This is a genomic window from Anoxynatronum sibiricum, assembly GCF_039414295.1.
In the GTDB taxonomy this organism is placed as follows: Bacteria; Bacillota; Clostridia; order Peptostreptococcales; family Tindalliaceae; genus Anoxynatronum; species Anoxynatronum sibiricum.
In genome coordinates this window covers 38,302-58,543 of sequence record NZ_JBCITM010000021.1, presented here as the reverse complement: position 1 = coordinate 58,543, position 20,242 = coordinate 38,302, and the positions used below count along the sequence as shown (strand labels likewise).

General features: G+C 47.0%; 17 protein-coding genes. All 17 read left to right on the top strand.

Annotated elements, in window-relative coordinates; genetic code table 11:
- Positions 1-156 precede the first annotated feature (156 nt).
- On the top strand, positions 157-1,212 hold the full coding sequence (locus tag AAIG11_RS15245) for a TRAP transporter substrate-binding protein (RefSeq protein WP_343187092.1): 1,056 nt from the start codon (positions 157-159) through the stop codon (positions 1,210-1,212).
- Positions 1,213-1,415: 203 nt separating this feature from the next.
- Positions 1,416-3,233, top strand: coding sequence for a beta-glucuronidase (gene uidA, locus AAIG11_RS15240; protein ID WP_343187091.1), 1,818 nt, complete (start codon positions 1,416-1,418; stop codon positions 3,231-3,233).
- Between the two features lie 83 nt (positions 3,234-3,316).
- Complete coding sequence (locus AAIG11_RS15235; protein WP_343187090.1) at positions 3,317-3,787, top strand: TRAP transporter small permease; 471 nt, start codon at positions 3,317-3,319, stop codon at positions 3,785-3,787.
- A gap of 69 nt (positions 3,788-3,856) precedes the next feature.
- Complete coding sequence (locus tag AAIG11_RS15230) at positions 3,857-5,161, top strand: TRAP transporter large permease (protein ID WP_343187089.1); 1,305 nt, start codon at positions 3,857-3,859, stop codon at positions 5,159-5,161.
- A gap of 19 nt (positions 5,162-5,180) precedes the next feature.
- Positions 5,181-7,583 carry a glycoside hydrolase family 31 protein gene (locus tag AAIG11_RS15225; RefSeq protein WP_343187088.1) on the top strand — a complete coding sequence of 801 codons (2,403 nt, stop codon included), beginning with the start codon at positions 5,181-5,183 and terminating at the stop codon, positions 7,581-7,583.
- 17 nt (positions 7,584-7,600) lie between these two features.
- Positions 7,601-9,004: a glucuronate isomerase gene (uxaC, locus tag AAIG11_RS15220; RefSeq protein WP_343187087.1), complete on the top strand. Its 1,404-nt coding sequence runs from the start codon at positions 7,601-7,603 to the stop codon at positions 9,002-9,004.
- 32 nt (positions 9,005-9,036) lie between these two features.
- A complete protein-coding gene (gene uxuA, locus AAIG11_RS15215; RefSeq protein ID WP_343187086.1) occupies positions 9,037-10,077 on the top strand; it encodes a mannonate dehydratase in 1,041 nt (346 codons plus the stop codon).
- A 44-nt stretch (positions 10,078-10,121) separates the two neighbouring features.
- Complete coding sequence (locus AAIG11_RS15210) at positions 10,122-11,726, top strand: mannitol dehydrogenase family protein (RefSeq protein ID WP_343187085.1); 1,605 nt, start codon at positions 10,122-10,124, stop codon at positions 11,724-11,726.
- A 253-nt stretch (positions 11,727-11,979) separates the two neighbouring features.
- Positions 11,980-12,291 carry a type II toxin-antitoxin system RelB/DinJ family antitoxin gene (locus tag AAIG11_RS15205; RefSeq protein WP_343187084.1) on the top strand — a complete coding sequence of 104 codons (312 nt, stop codon included), beginning with the start codon at positions 11,980-11,982 and terminating at the stop codon, positions 12,289-12,291.
- The gene (locus tag AAIG11_RS15200; RefSeq protein ID WP_343187083.1) at positions 12,281-12,613 is read left to right on the top strand and encodes a type II toxin-antitoxin system RelE/ParE family toxin; all 333 of its coding nucleotides are present in this window, start codon (positions 12,281-12,283) and stop codon (positions 12,611-12,613) included. Before AAIG11_RS15205 ends, AAIG11_RS15200 begins: the two co-directional genes overlap by 11 nt.
- Positions 12,614-12,856: 243 nt before the next feature.
- Positions 12,857-13,441, top strand: coding sequence for a restriction endonuclease subunit S (locus AAIG11_RS15195; RefSeq protein WP_343187082.1), 585 nt, complete (start codon positions 12,857-12,859; stop codon positions 13,439-13,441).
- Positions 13,438-13,575: a hypothetical protein gene (locus tag AAIG11_RS15190; protein WP_343187081.1), complete on the top strand. Its 138-nt coding sequence runs from the start codon at positions 13,438-13,440 to the stop codon at positions 13,573-13,575. The genes AAIG11_RS15195 and AAIG11_RS15190 overlap by 4 nt, the downstream gene beginning before the upstream one ends.
- A 2-nt stretch (positions 13,576-13,577) precedes the next feature.
- Complete coding sequence (locus tag AAIG11_RS15185) at positions 13,578-15,152, top strand: type I restriction-modification system subunit M (protein WP_343187080.1); 1,575 nt, start codon at positions 13,578-13,580, stop codon at positions 15,150-15,152.
- Entirely contained in the window at positions 15,152-15,958 is an 807-nt protein-coding gene (gene dinD, locus AAIG11_RS15180) for a DNA damage-inducible protein D (RefSeq protein ID WP_343187079.1), read from the top strand. Before AAIG11_RS15185 ends, dinD begins: the two co-directional genes overlap by 1 nt.
- A complete protein-coding gene (locus tag AAIG11_RS15175) occupies positions 15,951-17,195 on the top strand; it encodes a restriction endonuclease subunit S (protein ID WP_343187078.1) in 1,245 nt (414 codons plus the stop codon). The genes dinD and AAIG11_RS15175 overlap by 8 nt, the downstream gene beginning before the upstream one ends.
- 82 nt (positions 17,196-17,277) lie before the next feature.
- Positions 17,278-18,780, top strand: a complete 1,503-nt coding sequence (locus tag AAIG11_RS15170) for an RNA-directed DNA polymerase (RefSeq protein WP_343187077.1) — start codon at positions 17,278-17,280, stop codon at positions 18,778-18,780.
- A gap of 73 nt (positions 18,781-18,853) precedes the next feature.
- On the top strand, positions 18,854-20,242 hold the full coding sequence (locus AAIG11_RS15165) for an ATP-binding protein (RefSeq protein ID WP_343187076.1): 1,389 nt from the start codon (positions 18,854-18,856) through the stop codon (positions 20,240-20,242).

The following is a 20,242-nucleotide window of genomic DNA, read 5'->3' as shown; positions in this document are numbered from 1 at the left end:
GGAATGGGATGGAACTTACATGGTAGTATGGTATTTTGACGTTTCAGGCGAATGATTTCTTAATCTTTTCCTTAGATGAATGAGTGCCATGGCGGCATGCTCCAAGGAAAACGTTAAGATTTCAAATAAAAGAGTCAATCACAAAGGAGGAGCAGTATGAAAAAAATGTTGAGTGTTGGGATAACGGTTTCATTAATCATGATGCTGTTGACAGGATGTGGCACAGGTACCAGTGAACCTGCCCCAAGTCCTGCTGCAAGTCCTGCTGCAAATGAACAAGCCAGTGAATCAATTGGCGAAGAGGTAACCCTTCGATTGGCCCATAACCTGAATGAACAGCACACCGTTCATTTGGCATTGGCTGAGTTTGGCCGACTGGTTGAAGAAAAATCACAGGGCAACATGAAAGTGGATATTTACCCCAACGCACAGCTGGGCTCTGAAGAACAGGTTTTAGAGCAGCTGCAGGCAGGTGGCGTCGCCATGACAAAGGTTTCGGCTGCTGCCCTGACACCCTACGCAGATGGGTATAATGCCTTTACCCTGCCCTATGTATTCGCTGATGAAAATCATTTCTTCACCTCCATGGAATCCGACGCCGTTCAAGAGCTCTATCAAAGCACCCATGACAAAGGGTTTGTGGGGTTAACCTACTACACCTCCGGTGCGCGTTCTTTCTACACGGTTGACAAGCCAATTCTGCATCCGGATGATTTAAGAGGCGTTAAAATTCGTGTCATGGGCTTTCAATCCCAGACTGACATGATGCAGGCCCTTGGCGGCACACCGGTGGGCATGCCCTATGGAGATGTGTACACCTCACTGCAGTCCGGCATTATTGATGGAGCAGAAAGTAATGAAACCGCATTAACCAATGGCAAGCATGGAGAGGTTTCCAAACATTTCTCTTATGATGAACACACCATGATTCCTGATATTCTTGTGGTCAGCGCCAGAGTATGGGACAGCCTGACAGATGCTCAAAGAGCCATTATTGAAGAAGCGGCAGTTGAATCCACTGAGTTTCATAAGCCGCTATGGGACGAGGCCATTGCCGAAGCTGTCAAAGAAGCCACAGAAGAAATGGGAGTCACCTTCCATGAAGTTGAAAAAGGCCCATTCCGTGATGCCGTGGCATCGATGCTGGACGATTACGGTGCCCAGTATCCTGAAGTGAGAACTCTGCTGGACAGCTTCAAGGCATTGGAGTAACCATCACTATCCCCGCCAGCTCCACAAGCTCCAAAAGCTCCAAAAGCTTCACAAGCTTCAACAGCTGCTTGCGGTCGCTTTGTCGGGAAGCGTCAGTACGGTTGAAAAAGTCCTGGCTCAAAGCACTTCAGCTTTGAGCTGGGACTTTTACTGAAAAAAACACATGCAAGATGACATAATGGAATCCATGGGAGTGATAGGACATGCTGTATCCTCAATTAACAAGTTCAAGAAACCTCATCAGCTTATCGGGCATTTGGAATTTTAAAGCGGATTACAAGGAAGAAGGCTATGTAAATCAGTGGTACTTGAAGGGATTAAAGGAATATGACCTGATGCCGGTACCAGCCAGCTACAATGATATTGCAGTTGATGCAGCGTTGAGAGATTTTGTGGGCGATGTCTGGTACGAGAGAAAAGTGGTTATTCCAAAACAGTGGGAAACTGAAAACGTGATGATCAGGGTGGGAAGTGCCAGCCATCATTCCAAGATATGGGTGAATGGTGTTTTGGTGAAGGAATACACCGGTGGATTTTTGCCCTTTGAAAGCACTATTAATGAAGCCATTCAATTTGGCGAAGAAAACCACATTGTGATTGGTGTTAACAATGAACTCACCTGGCAAACCTTACCTCCTGGAGAAGCTTATTACGTGGAAGATGCCGACGGCAACAGGAAGAAGAAGCTGAAGCAGCAGCATGACTTTTTTAATTACAGCGGCATTCACAGACCCGTTTATCTCTACACAACACCGCGGACTTATATGGAAGATATCACTGTTCAGACAGACTATGAAGGCGATCAGGGGATCATCAGCTACCAGGTGGTCATGAACCAGCCGGATGAAGAAAGCAGAGAAGCGGTAACGGTCAAAATAGAAGTATATGATGAAGAAAACCAGCTGGTAGGGGCGGCAGCAGGCGAAAAGGGCAGCCTTCAAATTGACAGGGTGACCTTATGGCAGCCTCAAAATGCCTACCTGTATAAATTTGTGGCAAAGCTTGTTTCAAAGGAACACACGCTGGATGAATACAGCTTAAACATTGGCATCCGAAAGGTGCAGATCGAAAACGGTCAGTTCCTGATCAATGGAGAACCCTTCTACTTCAAGGGCTTTGGCAAGCATGAAGACATGGATGTGAAAGGCAAAGGGCTGGATGATGCCATGAACATCAGGGACTTCAACTTACTGAAGTGGATTCATGCCAACTCCTTTAGAACCTCCCACTACCCTTATGCGGAAGAAGTGCTGGATCTGGCGGATCGATATGGCATCGTGGTCATTGATGAAGTGCCGGCTGTTGGCATGCTGGGACAGGCTGTTCCGGCCATTGGTGAGCTGGATGGCGTCTTTACGGATGAAAAGATCAATGATGAGACCTTAAAAGAGCATATTCGACTCACCAGAGAGATGATTGCCAGAGACAAAAACCATCCGTCGGTGGTGATGTGGTCCCTGGCCAATGAGGCCTCTGTGATGGAGCCAAGGGCAGAAGCATACTTTAAAGAGCTGGCAGAAGCAGCGCGAAAAATGGATGACAGACCCCTTCTCAATGTGAACTTGATGTTGATTGAACCTGGAAAATGCAAGGTCTCCAAGTATTTTGACGTGATTGGACTCAACCTGTACTTTGGCTGGTACTCTGAAAGAGGCGACATTGACGCTGGAAAACGGCGTCTGAAGCAATGGCTGCAAGAGTGCCATGAAGCTGAGAAAAAACCGATTCTCTTGTCTGAGTACGGGGTGGATACCATCGCAGGACTCCATAAGGAGCCGGCCATTATGTTCAGTGAAGAATTTCAGGTACAGTTTTTAAAGGCATACCACGAAGTGTTTGATCAACTTCCCTTTGTCATTGGAGAGCATGTGTGGAACTTTGCAGACTTTATGACGGGACAGGATCTTGTCAGGATTGACGGGAATAAAAAAGGCGTGTTCACCAGACAGCGGCAGCCTAAAATGGCCGCCCATTATTTAAGAGAACGATGGGGAAGCATCACCAATACCCACAGCAAGTAGGGGCTGAAAAACCCCCGGCGGCAGTCTGTTGCCGGGGGGAGAGCCACAAGAGGTTCAGATCATTTGGAATGGGAGGTAAAAGAATGCACAAGTTCAAAAGCGGTATGAATACCGTGCTGTCTTACCTGACGGCCTTCATGCTCATCGTGATGACGATTCTTGTCATCTGGCAGGTGTTTACCAGGTATGTACTCAATAACCCAAGCGCCTTCACAGAAGAGCTGGTTAGAATCATTCTAATCTGGTCATCCTTTTTCGGGGCCGCCTATGCATTTGGAACAAGACAGCACATGGCTTTGGTGTTCTTCAAGGAAAAAACTGCCGGCCTTAAAAGAAAGTTCATTTATGTGTTTATCGATGTGGTGATTTTGTGCTTTGCAATCCTGGTGTTAATCCGGGGAGGATACCAGCTGGCATCAGGAGTGATGACCATTAAGACGCCCATTTTAGGCATCTCCAGGGGCCTCATCTATATGATTGCTCCTTTTTCTGGGATCATCATATCCATTTATCAGTTAATGAACATCAAAGAGGATGTTGAAATGGCCGGTTAGTGACCAGCAGGCTTGGTGGGCTTTTTTGAAGAGGCGTCATTTTCATCGAATTTAAAGGAGTGGAGCAAAATGGAGGTAGCCTTACAGGCAGCATTGGTACTCTTTATCACATTTATCATTCAACTTGGCATTGGTATTCCCATCTCCATCAGTATTGTTATTTCGACCCTCATTACAGCACTCACGGCCATTCCGCTGGATATTGTCCTGTTTACGGCGGCGCAAAAAATGGTGACAGGAATTGACAGCTTTTCATTACTGGCGGTGCCCCTGTTTATCCTTTCTGGCAATATTATGAACAACGGCGGCATTGCCAGGCGACTGGTTAATTTTGCACAGGTGATCGGTGGCCGGTTGCCAGGCTCCCTGGCCCAAGCGAATGTTCTTGGAAACATGCTCTTTGGGTCGCTGTCCGGGTCTGCAGTGGCGTCTGCAGCGGCTATTGGCGGCACCATGATTCCCATTCAAAAAAGTGAAGGCTATGACGTGCCCTTTTCAGCGGCGGTAAACATTGCATCATCGCCAACGGGCATGCTGATTCCACCCAGCGGCAGTCTGATCCTATATTCTTTGGTGGCTGGCGGCGTTTCCATTTCTGCCCTGTTTATTGCGGGGTACATACCAGGATTCTTAATGGGACTGGCAACCATGGTGGTCGCCTATATTTATGCTAAAAAGAATAAATATCCGGTTTCTGCCAAAGTGACCTTTGCAGAAGGGTTTAAAATATTTTTGAAAGCGATCCCCAGCCTGATGCTGATTGTCATTGTGATTGGCGGTATTGTCTTTGGTGTTTTTACCGCCACTGAAGGGGCAGGGGTTGCCGTCGTCTATACCCTTGGCTTATCCCTCATCTATAAGAGCATCAATTGGCAGGACATGCGTGACATTTTGCTGAAAACGGGTGTGACCACAGGTGTGATTATGTTTTTGGTGTCGGCCTCTTCAGCCATGTCATGGGTGATGGCTTATACAGGCATCCCCCAGGCCATCAGCCAGGCGATCATGTCCATATCAGAAAACCCGATTATTATTTTGCTCATCATGAACATTACCCTGCTGATTGTAGGCACATTTATGGATTTAACCCCGGCAATTCTTATTTTTACGCCCATCTTTTTGCCCATTGCCACTCAAATTGGATTACATCCGGTTCATTTTGGGATTATCCTGGTATTCAATCTGTGTATCGGGATCATGACACCCCCTGTGGGCAGTGTCTTGTTTGTCGGATGCAGCGTGGCTGAAATTCCCATTGAAAAGGTGATTAAACCCTTGCTGCCTTTCTTTGCAGCGCTGGTGGCAGTCCTGCTGTTGGTGACCTATATACCGGCAATCAGTTTGTTTTTGCCCAGGCTGTTTGGCTTAATCTAACGATGTGAGGAGTGCGGAAATGATACTCAGGAAATATCCTTTTCACTTGGTGAAGGAAGAAAACAATGTGTTGACGTTTCAGCTGAACCATGAAGAGACCTTTGTGAAGGTGTTTGTGCTGGAAGAAAACATCATTCGCGTCATGCTCATCGAAAAAGAGCTGTCACTGGACAAAAGCTGGCTGGTGGCACCGGGGATGGACGACATCGCCAAAGAAGGCCGGGACAGACTTGATCTTTCCCCCTTTTCACTTCCGGCTTTCACCCATGAGCTGACAGATGATCAGTACACCATCACCACGGCGAAGCTGAAGGTGGTATTTGACTTAAACGGCATGAAGGCAACCTGGTATGCCAGGCTGGAAGGCGGCGACATTGAGTTTGCGAAAGACAGAAGAACACAGGCATACAACCTGAACCATTCCCTTGGGAAAGGCCCCTGCCATTACCTGGCCCGCAACCTGAATGAGCAGTATTTTGGCCTGGGTGAAAAGTGTGGCGGCAATGACCGGCACGGCAGGCGGTATCGAATGATGAGCGTTGACCCCATGGGATACGATGCAGAACTGACAGACCCACTCTACAAGCACATTCCCTTCTACATCACCCGAAACACGGAAACCGGGATTTCTTTCGGCCTGTTCTATGATAACTTATCCACCGCCATTTTTGACATGGGCAATGAGCTGGACAACTATCACGGTTATTACCGCTATTATCAGGCAGAAGACGGCGACTTGGACTACTACGTGATTCTGGGACCCCAGTTAAAAGCAGTGACCGAAACATTTTCATGGCTGACAGGGAAAACCAGCTTTTTTCCCAAGTGGAGCATTGGCTATTCTGGTTCCACCATGTCGTATACCGATGCCCCCAATGCCCAGGAGCAGCTGCAGCAGTTCATTGAAGACTGCGAAAAGCATGATATTCCCTGTGATTCCTTTCAGCTGTCTTCAGGGTACACCTCCATTGGTGCCAAACGGTATGTTTTCAACTGGAACTATGACAAAGTGCCCACACCCCAAAAAATGGCAGATAATTTCCATGAAAAAGGCATACGGCTGTGTGCCAATATAAAACCGGCCCTCTTGGTGGATCACCCCATGTTTGAAACACTGAAAAACAATCACATGTTTGTGCGGGATCAGGAAGGAAAAGAACCCGAAATTGTGCAGTTCTGGGATGAGCTGGGAGCGTATGTTGATTTTACAAACCCACAATCCTATGACTGGTGGAAACAGCAGGTCACAGAAAAGCTGCTGGAATACGGCATCGATTCCACCTGGAACGACAACAACGAATACGAAGTCTGGGAAGCAGATGCCAAAGCCCATGGATTTGGAAAAGAAATCAACATCTCTCAAATCAGACCCCTGCAGCCTCTGCTCATGATGAAAGCCTCCTATGAAGCCCAAAAGGAGTATGCGCCTGCGCTGAGACCTTATTTGATTTCCCGGTCCGGCTGCCCGGGAATGCAGCGATACGTTCAAACCTGGTCGGGGGATAACCGAACCAGCTGGAAAACGCTGAAGTACAACATTAAAATGGGCATCGGACTGAGCCTGTCAGGCATTTACAACATTGGCCACGATGTGGGCGGCTTTGCAGGGCCGGCACCAGAGCCGGAGCTTTTCGTCAGATGGGTGCAAAATGGCATCTTTCATCCCAGGTTCACCATTCATTCCTGGAATGATGACGCCACGGTGAACGAACCCTGGATGTACCCCTCAGTGACCCACTACATTCGAAATTTGATTAAGTTCAGAACGAAAATCACCCCCTATCTTTACAACCTGCTGTATCGCTCATGGAAACACTACGAGCCCATGGTCAGACCCACCTTCTATGATTTTGAAGAAGATGCCAACACCTTTGAAGAAAATGACGACTTTATGCTGGGTCAAGATCTGCTGGTGGCTTCAGTGGTTGAAAAAGGCGTCTTTGAGAGACAGGTATACTTACCCAGAAACCAGGAAGGCTGGTACGACTATCACACCGGATTCTGGTATGAAGGCGGCCAAAAAGTGACGATTCCCGCCCCCCTGGATTACACCCCCCTGCTGGTAAAAGCGGGTGCGGTTATTCCCACCAACGAGGCAACGGTTCATTTTGCAACAAAAGAGAAGGATGAGCGGGGATTCCATTTGTTCCCCCACCGGGAAAATGGGGAGCGTGTCTATGAGCTGTATGAAGACGACGGCATCAGCAATGACTATCTCGATCATATCCATGCCCTGGTAAAGGTGCGCATGATTTCCTCCAGCGAAGCGATTCATGTGGAACTGCGGAAAGAAGGCACCTATCAGCTGCCTTATCAGGAAGTCAGGCTGTACCTGCCCAAGGGTGAGACAAGAAGTCTGACCATCAACGGAAAACCCTGCCCGCTGAACAACGATCATGTGTATACCGTATCAATAGACTAAACCTGAAGGTGATGGAATTGAAAACATTCATGGACGAAGATTTTTTACTCACCAACGAAGTGGCAAGACAGCTCTATCATGAATATGCCAAAGAAATGCCGATTTACGATTATCACTGCCATCTGTCACCAGGGGAAATCAGTGAGAATAAGCCATACAGCAACATGACGGCGTTATGGTTGAAGGGTGATCATTACAAATGGCGAGCCATGAGAAGCAATGGCATCGACGAAAAATTCATCACAGGTCAGGCAGATGATTTTGAAAAAATGATGGCCTGGGCCAAAACCGTCTCCATGTGCATGGGAAACCCGCTGTTTCACTGGACTCATCTGGAGCTGCAGCGTTATTTCGGTATTCATGAGGTGCTCAGTGAAAAAACCGGAGAGGCCATCTGGCACAGATGCAACGAACGCTTGAAGGAAAGCGATTTTCGGGCCAGAGGGTTCATCGAAAAATCAAATGTCAAAGTCATCTGCACCACAGATGATCCCGTGGACTCTTTGGAGGAGCATCGCACAATCAAAGAAGACAGCACTTTTCACACCAAGGTGCTGCCCACATTCAGGCCCGATAAAGGCCTGAGCATCGAGAAAGACACCTTTCCCCAGTGGCTGCAGGCACTTTCAGAAGCATGTCACATGAATATCGAAACGTATCATGAGTTTCTAAGTGCGCTGGATCAACGGATTCATTATTTTCATGAAGCAGGCTGCCGAATTTCTGATCACTCGCTGGAAGAAGTGGTTTATGTGGAGACCACACCAGAAGAAGTCGAAAAGATCTTCCGAAAAAAGCTGCAAAAAGAAGACCTGAGTCCGGAAGAAGTGCAGAAATTTAAAACCCAGACCCTCCATTATCTGGGAGGAAAGTATCATGAATACAATTGGGTGATGCAGCTTCACATAGGGGCGCTTAGAAACAATAATTCGCGAATGTTCACCCTCCTTGGGGCAGATGCAGGCTTTGACTCCATGAATGACCAGTGCATTGCAGTGCCCCTGTCGAAAATACTGGATGCCTTGGATCGGGAGAACCGGCTGCCAAAGACAATCCTCTATTGCCTGAACCCAAAGGATAATGATGTCATAGGCACCATGATTGGCAATTTCCAGGGGGGGACGATTCCTGGTAAAATTCAGTTTGGTTCCGGTTGGTGGTTCAATGATCAAAAGGATGGGATGATCAGGCAAATGACCTCCCTGGCCAATCTGGGCTTGCTGGGCAGATTTGTGGGCATGCTGACGGATTCAAGAAGCTTTCTTTCGTATACGAGGCATGAATATTTCAGAAGAATCCTCTGCAATATGATTGGGCAGTGGGTCGTGGATGGAGAAGCCCCCAATTGTTCGGAATCGCTGGAGCGCTTGGTGAAGAACGTCTGTTACAACAATGCGGTTAACTACTTTGAAATAGAATGATTTTGAAATAGAATGATGAGGGGCTGATAACTGTGGAAATGACCTTTCGGTGGTATGGGGACAGTGATCCCATTCCACTTCAATACATTAAGCAAATACCCAAAATGGCAGGCGTTGTTTCGGCCATCTACGATATTCCCGTGGGCGAAGCCTGGCCGCTGGAAAAGATCATGGAGCTGAAGCAGAAAGTGGAGGCTGCAGGGCTAAAGCTGTCTGTGATTGAAAGTGTGCCGGTGCATGAAGATATTAAGCTGGGGAAACCAACGAGAGATCAGTATATCGCAAACTACCAGACAACCATCAGAAGGCTGGGGGAAGCCGGCATCAAAGTGGTGTGTTATAACTTCATGCCGGTGTTTGACTGGACAAGAACAGATTTGGAGCACCAGCTGCCCGATGGTTCCACTGCCTTAATTTTTGATGAGGAACTGGCAGGAAAAATGGACCCGTCAACGGGGGAGCTGAGCCTTCCGGGGTGGGATTCCAGCTACACAAAGGAATCCATGAAGGCACTGCTGGCAGAATATCAAACAGTGAATGAAGAAAAACTTTGGGAAAACCTGGCATACTTTTTAAAGGCTATTATTCCTGTGGCAGAGGCGTCAGATGTGAAAATGGCCATTCATCCCGATGATCCGCCATGGTGTATTTTTGGACTACCCAGAATCATCACCAAGGAAGAGAATCTGGAACGGCTGCTGAACCTGGTGGATAACCCCTATAATGGCCTGACCCTTTGCAGTGGTTCTCTTGGTGTTGCGAAAGATAACGACATGGTTCGACTGGTCAAAAAGTTTGGCAAGCGGATTCACTTTGCCCATATGCGAAATGTGAAAATCACAGGACCCCGTTCCTTTGAAGAAGCAGCACACCCTTCGGAGTATGGTTCTTTGGATATGGTGGAGATCTTAAAAGCCTATCATCAGGCGGGTTTTGACGGGCCCATGAGACCGGATCACGGCAGAATGATCTGGGGAGAGCGGGGAAAACCGGGGTATGGCTTGTATGACAGGGCCCTGGGTGCCATGTATCTCACGGGAATTTGGGAAACACTGGAGAAAACCGGACTGTAAGGAAAGTCAGATTGCAAAAAAAACAGACAGTAAGGGGTGAACACATGAGATTAAACGAAGAAACACTTAAAAAGACTTCTCTTTGGGAAGCGGCGGGATTCGATCTGCCTCAGTTTGATCGGGATCAAGTGAGAAAAAACACGGCGAAAAATCCCGGGTGGATTCACTTTGGAGCAGGGAATATCTTTAGAGCACTGATCGCACATGCCCAGCAAACCATGCTGAACAAAGGAGCCGACGACAAGGGCATCATTGTCGTGGGCGGAGAAGTCATCGACAAACTTTACCAGCCCCGGGACAACCTAACAGCCCTTGTGACCATAAAAGCAGATGGCAGCATTAACAAAACAGTGATTGGGAGTATTGTGGAGTCCCTGAACATGGATGATCAGCAGGAAGAAATCTGGGACCGGCTCAAAGCCATTTTCACCAGTGAAAGCCTGCAGATGGTCAGCTTCACCATTACAGAAAAAGGATACAGCTTACAGGATGCCAAGGGGGAATACCTGCCCAGTGTGGCCAACGACTTTCAAAAAGGCCCGAAAAGCCCGGAAAGCTATCTGGGAAAAGTGGCAGCGCTCCTGTACCAGCGCTATGAAAAAGGACAACAACCCGTGAGTCTGGTGAGCATGGATAACTGCTCCCATAACGGCACCAAACTTTATCACGCCATCAGCGCCTTCGTCGCCCAGTGGGTGAAGAACGGCCTTGTGGAAGCAGGGTTTGAAGAATACATCAGTAATCCAGCCCTTGTGGCATTTCCATGGACCATGATCGATAAAATCACCCCCCGGCCAGACCCTAAAATCAAAGCGATGTTAAAGAAGGATGGCTTTGAAGACCTGGAAGATATTGTCACCGCCAGAAACAGCTTTGCATCCTCTTTTGTCAATGCTGAAGAGCCGGAGTATTTGATCATCGAAGATGCCTTTCCCAATGGAAGACCCAAGCTGGAAGAAGCAGGCGTTATTTTCACACAGCGGGAGACCGTCGATAAAGTGGAAAAAATGAAAGTATGCACCTGCCTGAATCCCCTGCATACAGCCCTTGCCATATTTGGCTGCCTGTTGGGGCACACGCGCATCTCTGAGGAAATGAAAGATCCCGAGCTGAAAAGGCTGGTGGAAAGAATCGGGTATGAAGAAGGCTTGCCAGTGGTGGTTGATCCGAAGATCGTCAATCCCAAAAGCTTTATTGATGAAGTGCTGCAGGTACGTTTTCCCAACCCCTTTATGCCTGACACCCCGCAACGAATCGCCACTGACACCTCGCAAAAACTATCCATCCGTTTTGGCGAAACCATCAAAGCCTATGCATCAAGAAACGATCTTGATGTGACAGCACTTCAAATGATCCCCCTGGTATTGGCGGGATGGTGCCGATACCTGATGGGAGTGGATGATGAAGGCAATGCCATGGAGCTGAGCCCAGACCCCCTGCTGGAAGAAGTCACAGCCCATGTGGCATCGGTTCAACTGGGGGACAAGGGCGATTTTCATCAACAGCTGCAGCCCATTCTCTCCAACAAGGCTATTTTCGGTGTGAATCTGTATGAGGTGGGACTGGGCAGCAAGGTGGAAGAATACTTTGCAAAACTGGTGGCTCATCGGGGTGCTGTACGTGCCACTTTAACAAAATATGTGTCTTAAGGCAGTAACCTGCCGAAAGCTGCTGAAGGCAACAGAAAGAGGGACGGCTCACGCCGTCCCTCTTTCCGTGCTTTAAAAAGGACGATGAAGCATGAAGAAGGCATTCGAGAGTTAATTTTTCAGAACATTAAGGAGGAAATGGCGGAAAGCCGGTGTATGATGAACGGGGGATTTTGGTGTTGCAGCTTGCGAATATATTGCATACCGCAATACAAAGTGATAAAATGAACATATCAAGAAGGAGGCGATATGTATGGCTAAGACCGCAAGTATTTTTGCTCGCGTTGAGCCGGAAATAAAAGATCAGGCAGAGGCGGTACTAAACAAACTGGGCATACCCATGTCAAATGCGGTTAACATTTTTTTAAGACAGGTTGTTCTGCATAACGGACTGCCTTTTGAGGTTAAAATGACAAACAATAAACCCCTTGGGTACGGGGATTTAACAACGGAAGAGTTTAACACAGAAATTGAAAAAGGGTTTAATGATTTACGGGCAGGCAGGGTTGTACCTGCAGATAAGGTAGCTGAGCGCATCACGAAGGAATACGGGCATGAGCTATAAAGTCATTTATACGGAAAAATCAGAGTGGGATCTCGTAAATGTCTACAGGTATATTGCAATGGACTTATTAGTGCCAGAAACTGCCAGAAATCAAGTCAATAAAATCATGAAAGCAATTAAAGACTTAGATACACTACCCTTTCGACATAAACGATACAAAGATGAACCATGGCACAGCAAGGGGTTGAGAGTTCTTCCAGTTGATAACTACCTTGTGTTTTACACAGTTATTGAAGAAGAAAGTACGGTGGCAATCATAAGAATAATGTATGCTGGACGAAACATAGATTTGCAATTGTCAACGACACAGAAAGTGGATTGATCATGACACTCTTGAAGGCACCTTTAACCGGGTGCTTTTTTCATGCCTATTTTAGGAAGTGATAATCGTTGAGAATACCCCTGTTATCTGCGGTGTTTGAGCAATGTGAGAAGTTAAAAGATGATCTCGGTAGTTGGATAAAATCACAGAAACGACAATGCTGCAAAATAGGCTTGACTTTTTGTCCTTAATACATTACGATATACAGAAATAGAGTTACTGCGAAATGAATTGAGGTGTCTTGTGAAAAAAGCGATCAAACACATAGCTACTGTTCAGATGGGGTACTCCTTCAGATCTCGGCTGGAAGCCTCTGCGGATGGAAGGGTTTCGGTCATTCAAATGAAGGATCTTCAGGATGACAATATAGTCAGCTGTAATGATCTGGTCAAAATTGAGCTGGATGATGTCAAAGAGCATCATATCGCCCGAAAGAATGACCTTGTTTTCAGATCGAGAGGCCTTGTGACTACTTCGGCGATGCTACACGAAGATCCAGGTAAAGCAGTGATAGCCGCTCCGTTATTGCGGATTAGAATAACCATGCCGGATAAAGTGTTGCCTGAGTATCTGAATTGGTATATCAGCCAGCGGGAAGCACAGATATACTTGACCAGCAGAGCCAAGGGTACAGTTCAGAAGATGATCAGTAAACAGGCCATTGAAGAGATGGAAGTGACGCTGCCAACACTGGAAAAACAGAAAAGCATTGCAGCCTTGGCGAAGCTGTCAGCCCGTGAACAAACCCTGCTGAAGCTGTTGGCTGATAAACGGGAACAATACGTGAGCGCGATACTCATGCAAATGGCCAAAGGAAAACACGAATGAAGGCTGCAAAGAATGCCAATGGAGCCGAAATACATGGTCTCTCCCAGGGGGATGAAAATCATTCCATTGGAAAACCCGATGTTCCCTCACTGGAAAGTCCGGCGAACAAAAAAACGACAGGAAATGGGAGATAAAAATGAATAAGATTGAGCAGAAAGACATCAACAATGCGGCATGGGCGGCGTGTGACACCTTCCGGGGTGTTGTTGATCCGGCGCAATACAAAGACTACATCCTTGTGATGCTGTTTTTGAAATACATCTCTGATGTATGGCAGGATCACTATGAAGAATATCAGCAGCAGTATGGCGATGACGATGCTCGAATTCGCCGCAAGCTGGAGCGTGAGCGTTTTGTTCTCCCCCAGGTGTTGCTCACCAAAAGGAATGACGATACCGGTGAGGAAACGGTGCTGGATGAATTTCCCGCCACCTATTACAGCCTCTACGAACGCCGATCTGCTGCCAACATCGGTGAACTGATCAATATTGTACTCGATCATATTGAGGAGAGCAACAAGAGTAAACTCGAAGGGGTCTTCCGCAATATCGACTTCAACAGCGAGGCCAACCTGGGGCGGACAAAGGATCGAAACAAACGGCTTAAAACATTGCTGGAAGACTTCAACAAGCCACAACTCAGCATGAAGCCCAGCCTCGTGTCTGAAGATGTGATCGGTAATACCTATATCTACCTGATTGAGCGCTTTGCCTCCGATTCCGGAAAGAAGGCCGGAGAGTTTTTTACCCCGCTGAAGGTAACCGAGCTGGTGGCAAAGCTGGCTGGCCCGAAACCGGGGGACCGTATCTGTGACCCAGCCTGCGGATCGGGCGGTCTTTTGATACAGGCGGCCAAAGAAGTGGGCGACCGCAACTTTGCCCTCTTCGGGCAGGAGTCCAACGGCAGCACATGGGCGCTTTGCCGGATGAACATGTTCCTGCACAGCTTTGACAGCGCCCGAGTGGAGTGGTGCGACACCCTAAACAGCCCGCTGCTGGTGGAAAATGACCGGTTGATGAAATTCAACTGCGTGGTGGCCAACCCGCCATTCTCTCTGGACAAATGGGGTGCCGAAAATGCCGAGAGCGATCAGTATAACCGCTTCTGGCGTGGGGTGCCGCCCAAGAGCAAAGGCGACTGGGCCTTTATCAGCCACATGGTGGAAACCGCCCTTGAAAAACAGGGCCGGGTTGCCGTGGTGGTTCCCCATGGCGTGTTGTTCCGGGGCGCAGCTGAAGGCCGTATCCGCCAGAAAATGATCGAGGAAAACCTGCTGGATGCCGTGATTGGCCTGCCGGGCAACCTGTTCCCCACCACTAACATTCCGGTGGCGATTCTGGTCTTTGACCGCTCCCGTGAAAAAGGCGGCACCCGTGAAGATTGCAAAAACGTCTTCTTTGTCGACGCCAGCCGAGAGTTTATCTCCGGTAAAAATAGGAACACCCTCTCAGAAGCGCATATCGGAAAGATCATGGAGACCTGCAGGAAGCGCACAGAAATAGAGAAGTATGCCCATGTGGCCGAGTTCGCTGAGATCAAAGAAAACGACTTTAACCTCAATATCCCCCGTTATGTGGACACCTTTGAAGAGGAAGAGGAAATCGACATCGATGCGGTACAGGCGGAGATTGACCAGCTTGAAAAAGAGTTGGCAGAAGTCCGCAAGCAGATGGCCGTTAAATTACAGCAACTCAACCGAGGGGGCGCATAATGGATAAGAATACGATTAAAAAACTCACAGGCTCCTTCGATGCGATTGTGCAGCAAATTCCAGATGGCACAACGGAGTTTTGGTACGCAAGAGATTTGCAGGAGCTTTTGGGCTATACCGAATGGCGAAATTTTCTAAAGGTAATCGAGAAAGCCAAAGATTCAGTACAAAATGTTGGAGCATCAGTTCAAAACCATTTTGTTGACGTCAACAAAATGGTTTCCATAGGCTCCGGTGCAGAGCGTTCAATTGAAGACATCATGCTCACCCGATACGCCTGTTACCTGATCGCCCAGAACGGCGACCCACGCAAGGAACCCATTGCCTTTGCCCAAACCTATTTCGCGGTGCAGACCCGCAAGCAGGAGCTCATCGAAGAACGGCTGCGTCTTCAAGAGCGACTTCAGGCAAGGCAAAAGCTCACTGAGTCAGAAACCGAGCTCTCCCGCAATCTTTACCAGCGTGGCGTGGATGATCAGGGGTTTGGTCGAATCCGTTCCAAAGGAGATGCCGCCCTCTTTGGCGGAAACACCACCGCCCAGATGAAAAAGAAACTGACCATGCCGTCAAATCGCCCCCTTGCCGATTTTCTGCCCACAGTAACCCTTGCCGCTAAAAACCTGGCAACAGAAATAACCAATCACAATGTCCGGCAAAACGAACTGCAGGGTGAGGACCCGATTACCAATGAGCATGTTCAAAACAATACAAGCGTCCGCAATATGCTGGGTGAACGAGGCATTAAACCCGAAGAACTTCCCCCAGAAGAAGACATCACATTTACCAGGAGATTCGGCGATGAGTAAACAGAATAAGCTGCCAACTGATTGGAAAAGAAAACGCCTTGAGGAAGTAGCAATTATACAAACAGGAATTGCTAAAAATCAAAATTCAAAAGAAGAGTGTATAGAACTTCCTTATCTTCGAGTAGCCAATGTCCAAGATGGCTATTTGGATTTGTCGGAAATAAAAACCATTAATATTCACAAGAATAAAGTAAATCGTTATAGGCTTGAAAAGGGTGACGTTCTGCTAACGGAGGGAGGCGATTTTGATAAACTCGGAAGAGGAGCTGTGTGGGAAGGTCAAATCCCAAACTGCCTACATCAAAATCATGTATTTGCAGTACGGCCATATAATCATGAATTGATATCAAGTTTTTTGTCAGCTCAAACAGGCAGTTCATATGGGAAAAGATACTTTCTCAGCTGTTCAAAACAAAGCACAAACTTGGCTAGCATTAACTCATCTCAGCTGAAAGCATTCCCTGTTCTGCTTCCTCCACTTCCTGAGCAAAAGGCCATTGCTGACTTGCTGACCACCTGGGATGAGGCTATCGAAAAAACCGAACGGTTGATTCAGGCGAAGGAAGCCAGTTTAAAGGATCGGATTCAAAGAATAATGGGAAAAGAGGCTATTGTTGCAAATGGCTGGCCAATGGTTCGCTTGGGTGATATTTTTTCCGAAGTATCACGTAAGGTTGGCGAAAAAGAACTAACGCCTTACAGCATTTCCGCTGGGATTGGTTTTGTGTCTCAGCGCGATAAATGGGGTAAAGATATCTCTGGTTCTCAGCATAAAAATTACACACACCTTAAAGCGGGTGAGTTTTCTTATAACAAGGGAAATTCAAAGCGTTATCAACAAGGGTGCATATATCTGCTTAAAGAGGGCGAAATCTGCGTCCCCAATGTATTTATCAGCTTTAAGCCTAAAGCAAGTATTGTTGTTTCCGAATTCTTCGAACACTACTTCATTGCCGATTATCACGCCCGAGAGTTGAAGCGATATATCACAAGTGGTGCCCGTTCAGATGGGCTCCTCAATTTGAACAAGAAGGACTTTTTCAAAATAATGGTTCCATGCCCATCATCAGATGAGCAAAAAGCCATTGCTGAAGCGCTGGACGTATCGCAACAGGAAATCGATTTTCTGAAACAGCTTGCAGACAAGTACAAAACCCAGAAGCTCGGGCTGATGCAGAAGGTGCTCACCGGCGAATGGCGGGTTAAACCGGAAATTGTTATGAAATTTGATGAGTGACCGCTTATGGACACGCATTTACACCAATACTTTTTTGTCACAGCGAAAAGCAATTAACTAACGACAGTAAGGATTGATCCAAATGTCAATGGATAAGACTCGTAAATTTATTATAAATCTTACTGCCTCGGAAGCTCGTAAATTTCTGTTGAAGGCGGAAACTTATTGTGGTGTTGATCTACCACCGTATTTCGTGTTTGAGAAATTGATTCAAGAAGTAAATAATGAACTTGAAGGTAAGAATCTCAGTGATTTGATTAAGAGTCCACGGGACTACGAGGATGTCAACTATACAATCTTAAACAATAAGGATGGAAAGTATGCTTGGCGCCCTTTTCAACTCATCCATCCAGTTCTTTATGTGTCCCTTGCTCGCCAGATCACAGAAGAAAGCAATTGGATGTTAATCTTCAAAAGATTTCAGAAGTTTTCTCAAAACGACAAAATTCGGTGCCTAAGTATTCCTGTGATTTCTCTATCCGAAGAGAAGGATAACGCTGAGCAAGTTTCGCATTGGTGGCACCAGGTTGAGCAACGCTCTATTGAACTTGCGTTGGAGTATGATTACCTGTTTGAAACGGATATTACGGACTGTTACGGATCTATCTATACTCATTCAATCGCATGGGCTCTCCACACGAAAACAGAGGCTAAGAAAAAAGAGAATCGTAATAACCTTAGCCTGATAGGCAATCAGATTGACAAACACATTCAAGACATGCGCCATGGACAAACGAATGGAATACCGCAAGGATCCCCATTGATGGATTTCATTGCCGAAATGGTTCTAGGTTATGCTGATTTAAAATTGTCCGAAAAAATACAATCAGCAGGAATTACCGAATATCTCATTCTCCGATACCGCGATGACTACCGTATTTTCTGCAATAATCCCCGTGAGGGTGAAGAAATTATTAAGTTCCTGACAGAAATCACTATTTCACTTGGTTTGAAGTTGAATCCTTCGAAAACCCAAGCAAGTAATGATGTTATCAGAGCATCCATTAAAACGGATAAGATCGCATGGTTTAGCCGCAAAAAAACCGAAAAGAGCTTTCAAAAACACTTGCTGATTATCCATGATCATTCATTGGAGTATCCCAACACTGGGAGCTTAGCAGTTGCGCTACAGGACTATTACCATCGGATTAAGCGAGTAAATATACCAATTACGGAGCCGCTACCTATCATAAGTATCGTTGTTGATATTGCATACCGAAATCCTAGAACCTATGCAGTTTGCTCGGCAATACTAAGCGTGCTTCTTAATCTACTGGAAGATCAGAACAAAAGAAGCGTAATCGAAAAAATTCAACGAAAGTTCACGAAAATTCCTAACACAGGCTATCTTCAAATTTGGTTGCAGCGGATTACACTGCCAGCATTTAGTGATATTGCATTTGAAGAGCCACTATGTAAACTAGTTATAGGCGAAAGCTCAACGATCTGGAATTCTGACTGGATTAGTTCAAAAGATATAAAGAAAGCGATGAACACAGCGATTATCGACAGTAATAAAGCGAAGGAACTGGGGCCGATTATTCCTGCTGAGGAGTTTGCGCTATTTATTGAGGGTTACGGTTGATTGACACCATTCTGTTCCATTTCGTGTTATACGTGGATTAAACAACGGCTTTGCCGAATGATGAGGGATAACGATGAATGATAAAGCAAAGAGCAGCTCGGTATTGAATACCCAACACTCGGCACTCGTCAAAGGCGAATCCCAAAACATCGAGTGGAAGCAGTCCTGGCACGACGACTACCTGAAATGGATTTGCGGATTTGCCAATGCACAGGGTGGGCGGATCTACATCGGCAAGGATGATGCAGGAACTGTCACGGGATTGCCGAAAGCCAAAAAACTGGTGGAAGACTTGCCGAATAAGATTCGCGATCAGCTGGGGTTAATGCCCCATATCAATTTACTCGAAGAAGACGACAAACCTTATCTGGAAGTCATTGTCGAGGCTTCGACGGTGCCCATTTCACTGCGTGGCTCCTACTACTGGCGTTCCGGCTCAGTGAAGCAGGAGATGAAAGGCCATGCGCTGACGGAATTTTTGCTGAAAAAGATGGGCATGACCTGGGATCGGGCGATTGTGGAGAATGCCTCGTTGGATGACATTTACAACCCAACCATAGAGCTGTTCAAAAAAGAAGCGGTAACCGCCGGTCGCCTGCCGGATATTTCCGGTCTTTCCACCAAAGAGCTGCTGAAAAAGCTCCATCTGCTCACAGAAAAAGGCCTGACCAACGCAGCGATCGTTCTTTTTGGTAAAGATCCGGGCAGGTTTTACCCCTACACTTATGTGAAAATTGGCCGATTTGGACTCAATATGGTGGATATGCGTTTTCAGGAGGTGTGCGAGGGCAACCTCTTCCAACTTCTTCGTAGTGTGATGGAACAGCTGGAACGAAAGTTCTTAATTAAGCCGATACGCTTTGAAGGGCTTCGCCGCATTGAAGAGCTGGAATATCCCGTTCCGGCATTGCGTGAAATGCTGCTCAATGCGCTGGTACATCGCAATTACATGGGGAGCATGACCCAGCTTCGGGTCATGGATGATCGGCTTTCGTTATGGAACGCCGGTACCCTGCCCCTCGAATTAAGTGTTGAAAAGCTTTTTCAGGTGCACCGGTCCATTCCCCGCAACCCTCTTATTGCCGAGGTGTGCTATCGGGTGGGCTATATTGACTCTTGGGGGCGTGGCATAGAAAAGATCACCGATGCCTGTAAAATGGCCGGACTGCCGGAACCCATCATTGAAGAAAACTCCGGCGGTGTTGCCGTTGAACTGTTGAAATCACAGACTTCCGAAATGTTGGGTAATCAGTTGGGTAATCAGTTGGGTAATCAGTTGGGTAGTACCAAACAACGGATTCTCGCTGAGATGAAAGTTAATCCAAAGATTTCAGGTGCTCAGCTGGCTACATTACTGGGCATTAGTACAACAGCGGTTGAAAAGAACATAAAGCAATTACGGGAAGATGGCTTGATCAATCGCATTGGCGGAACACGGGGTTATTGGGAGGTGAAAAAATAG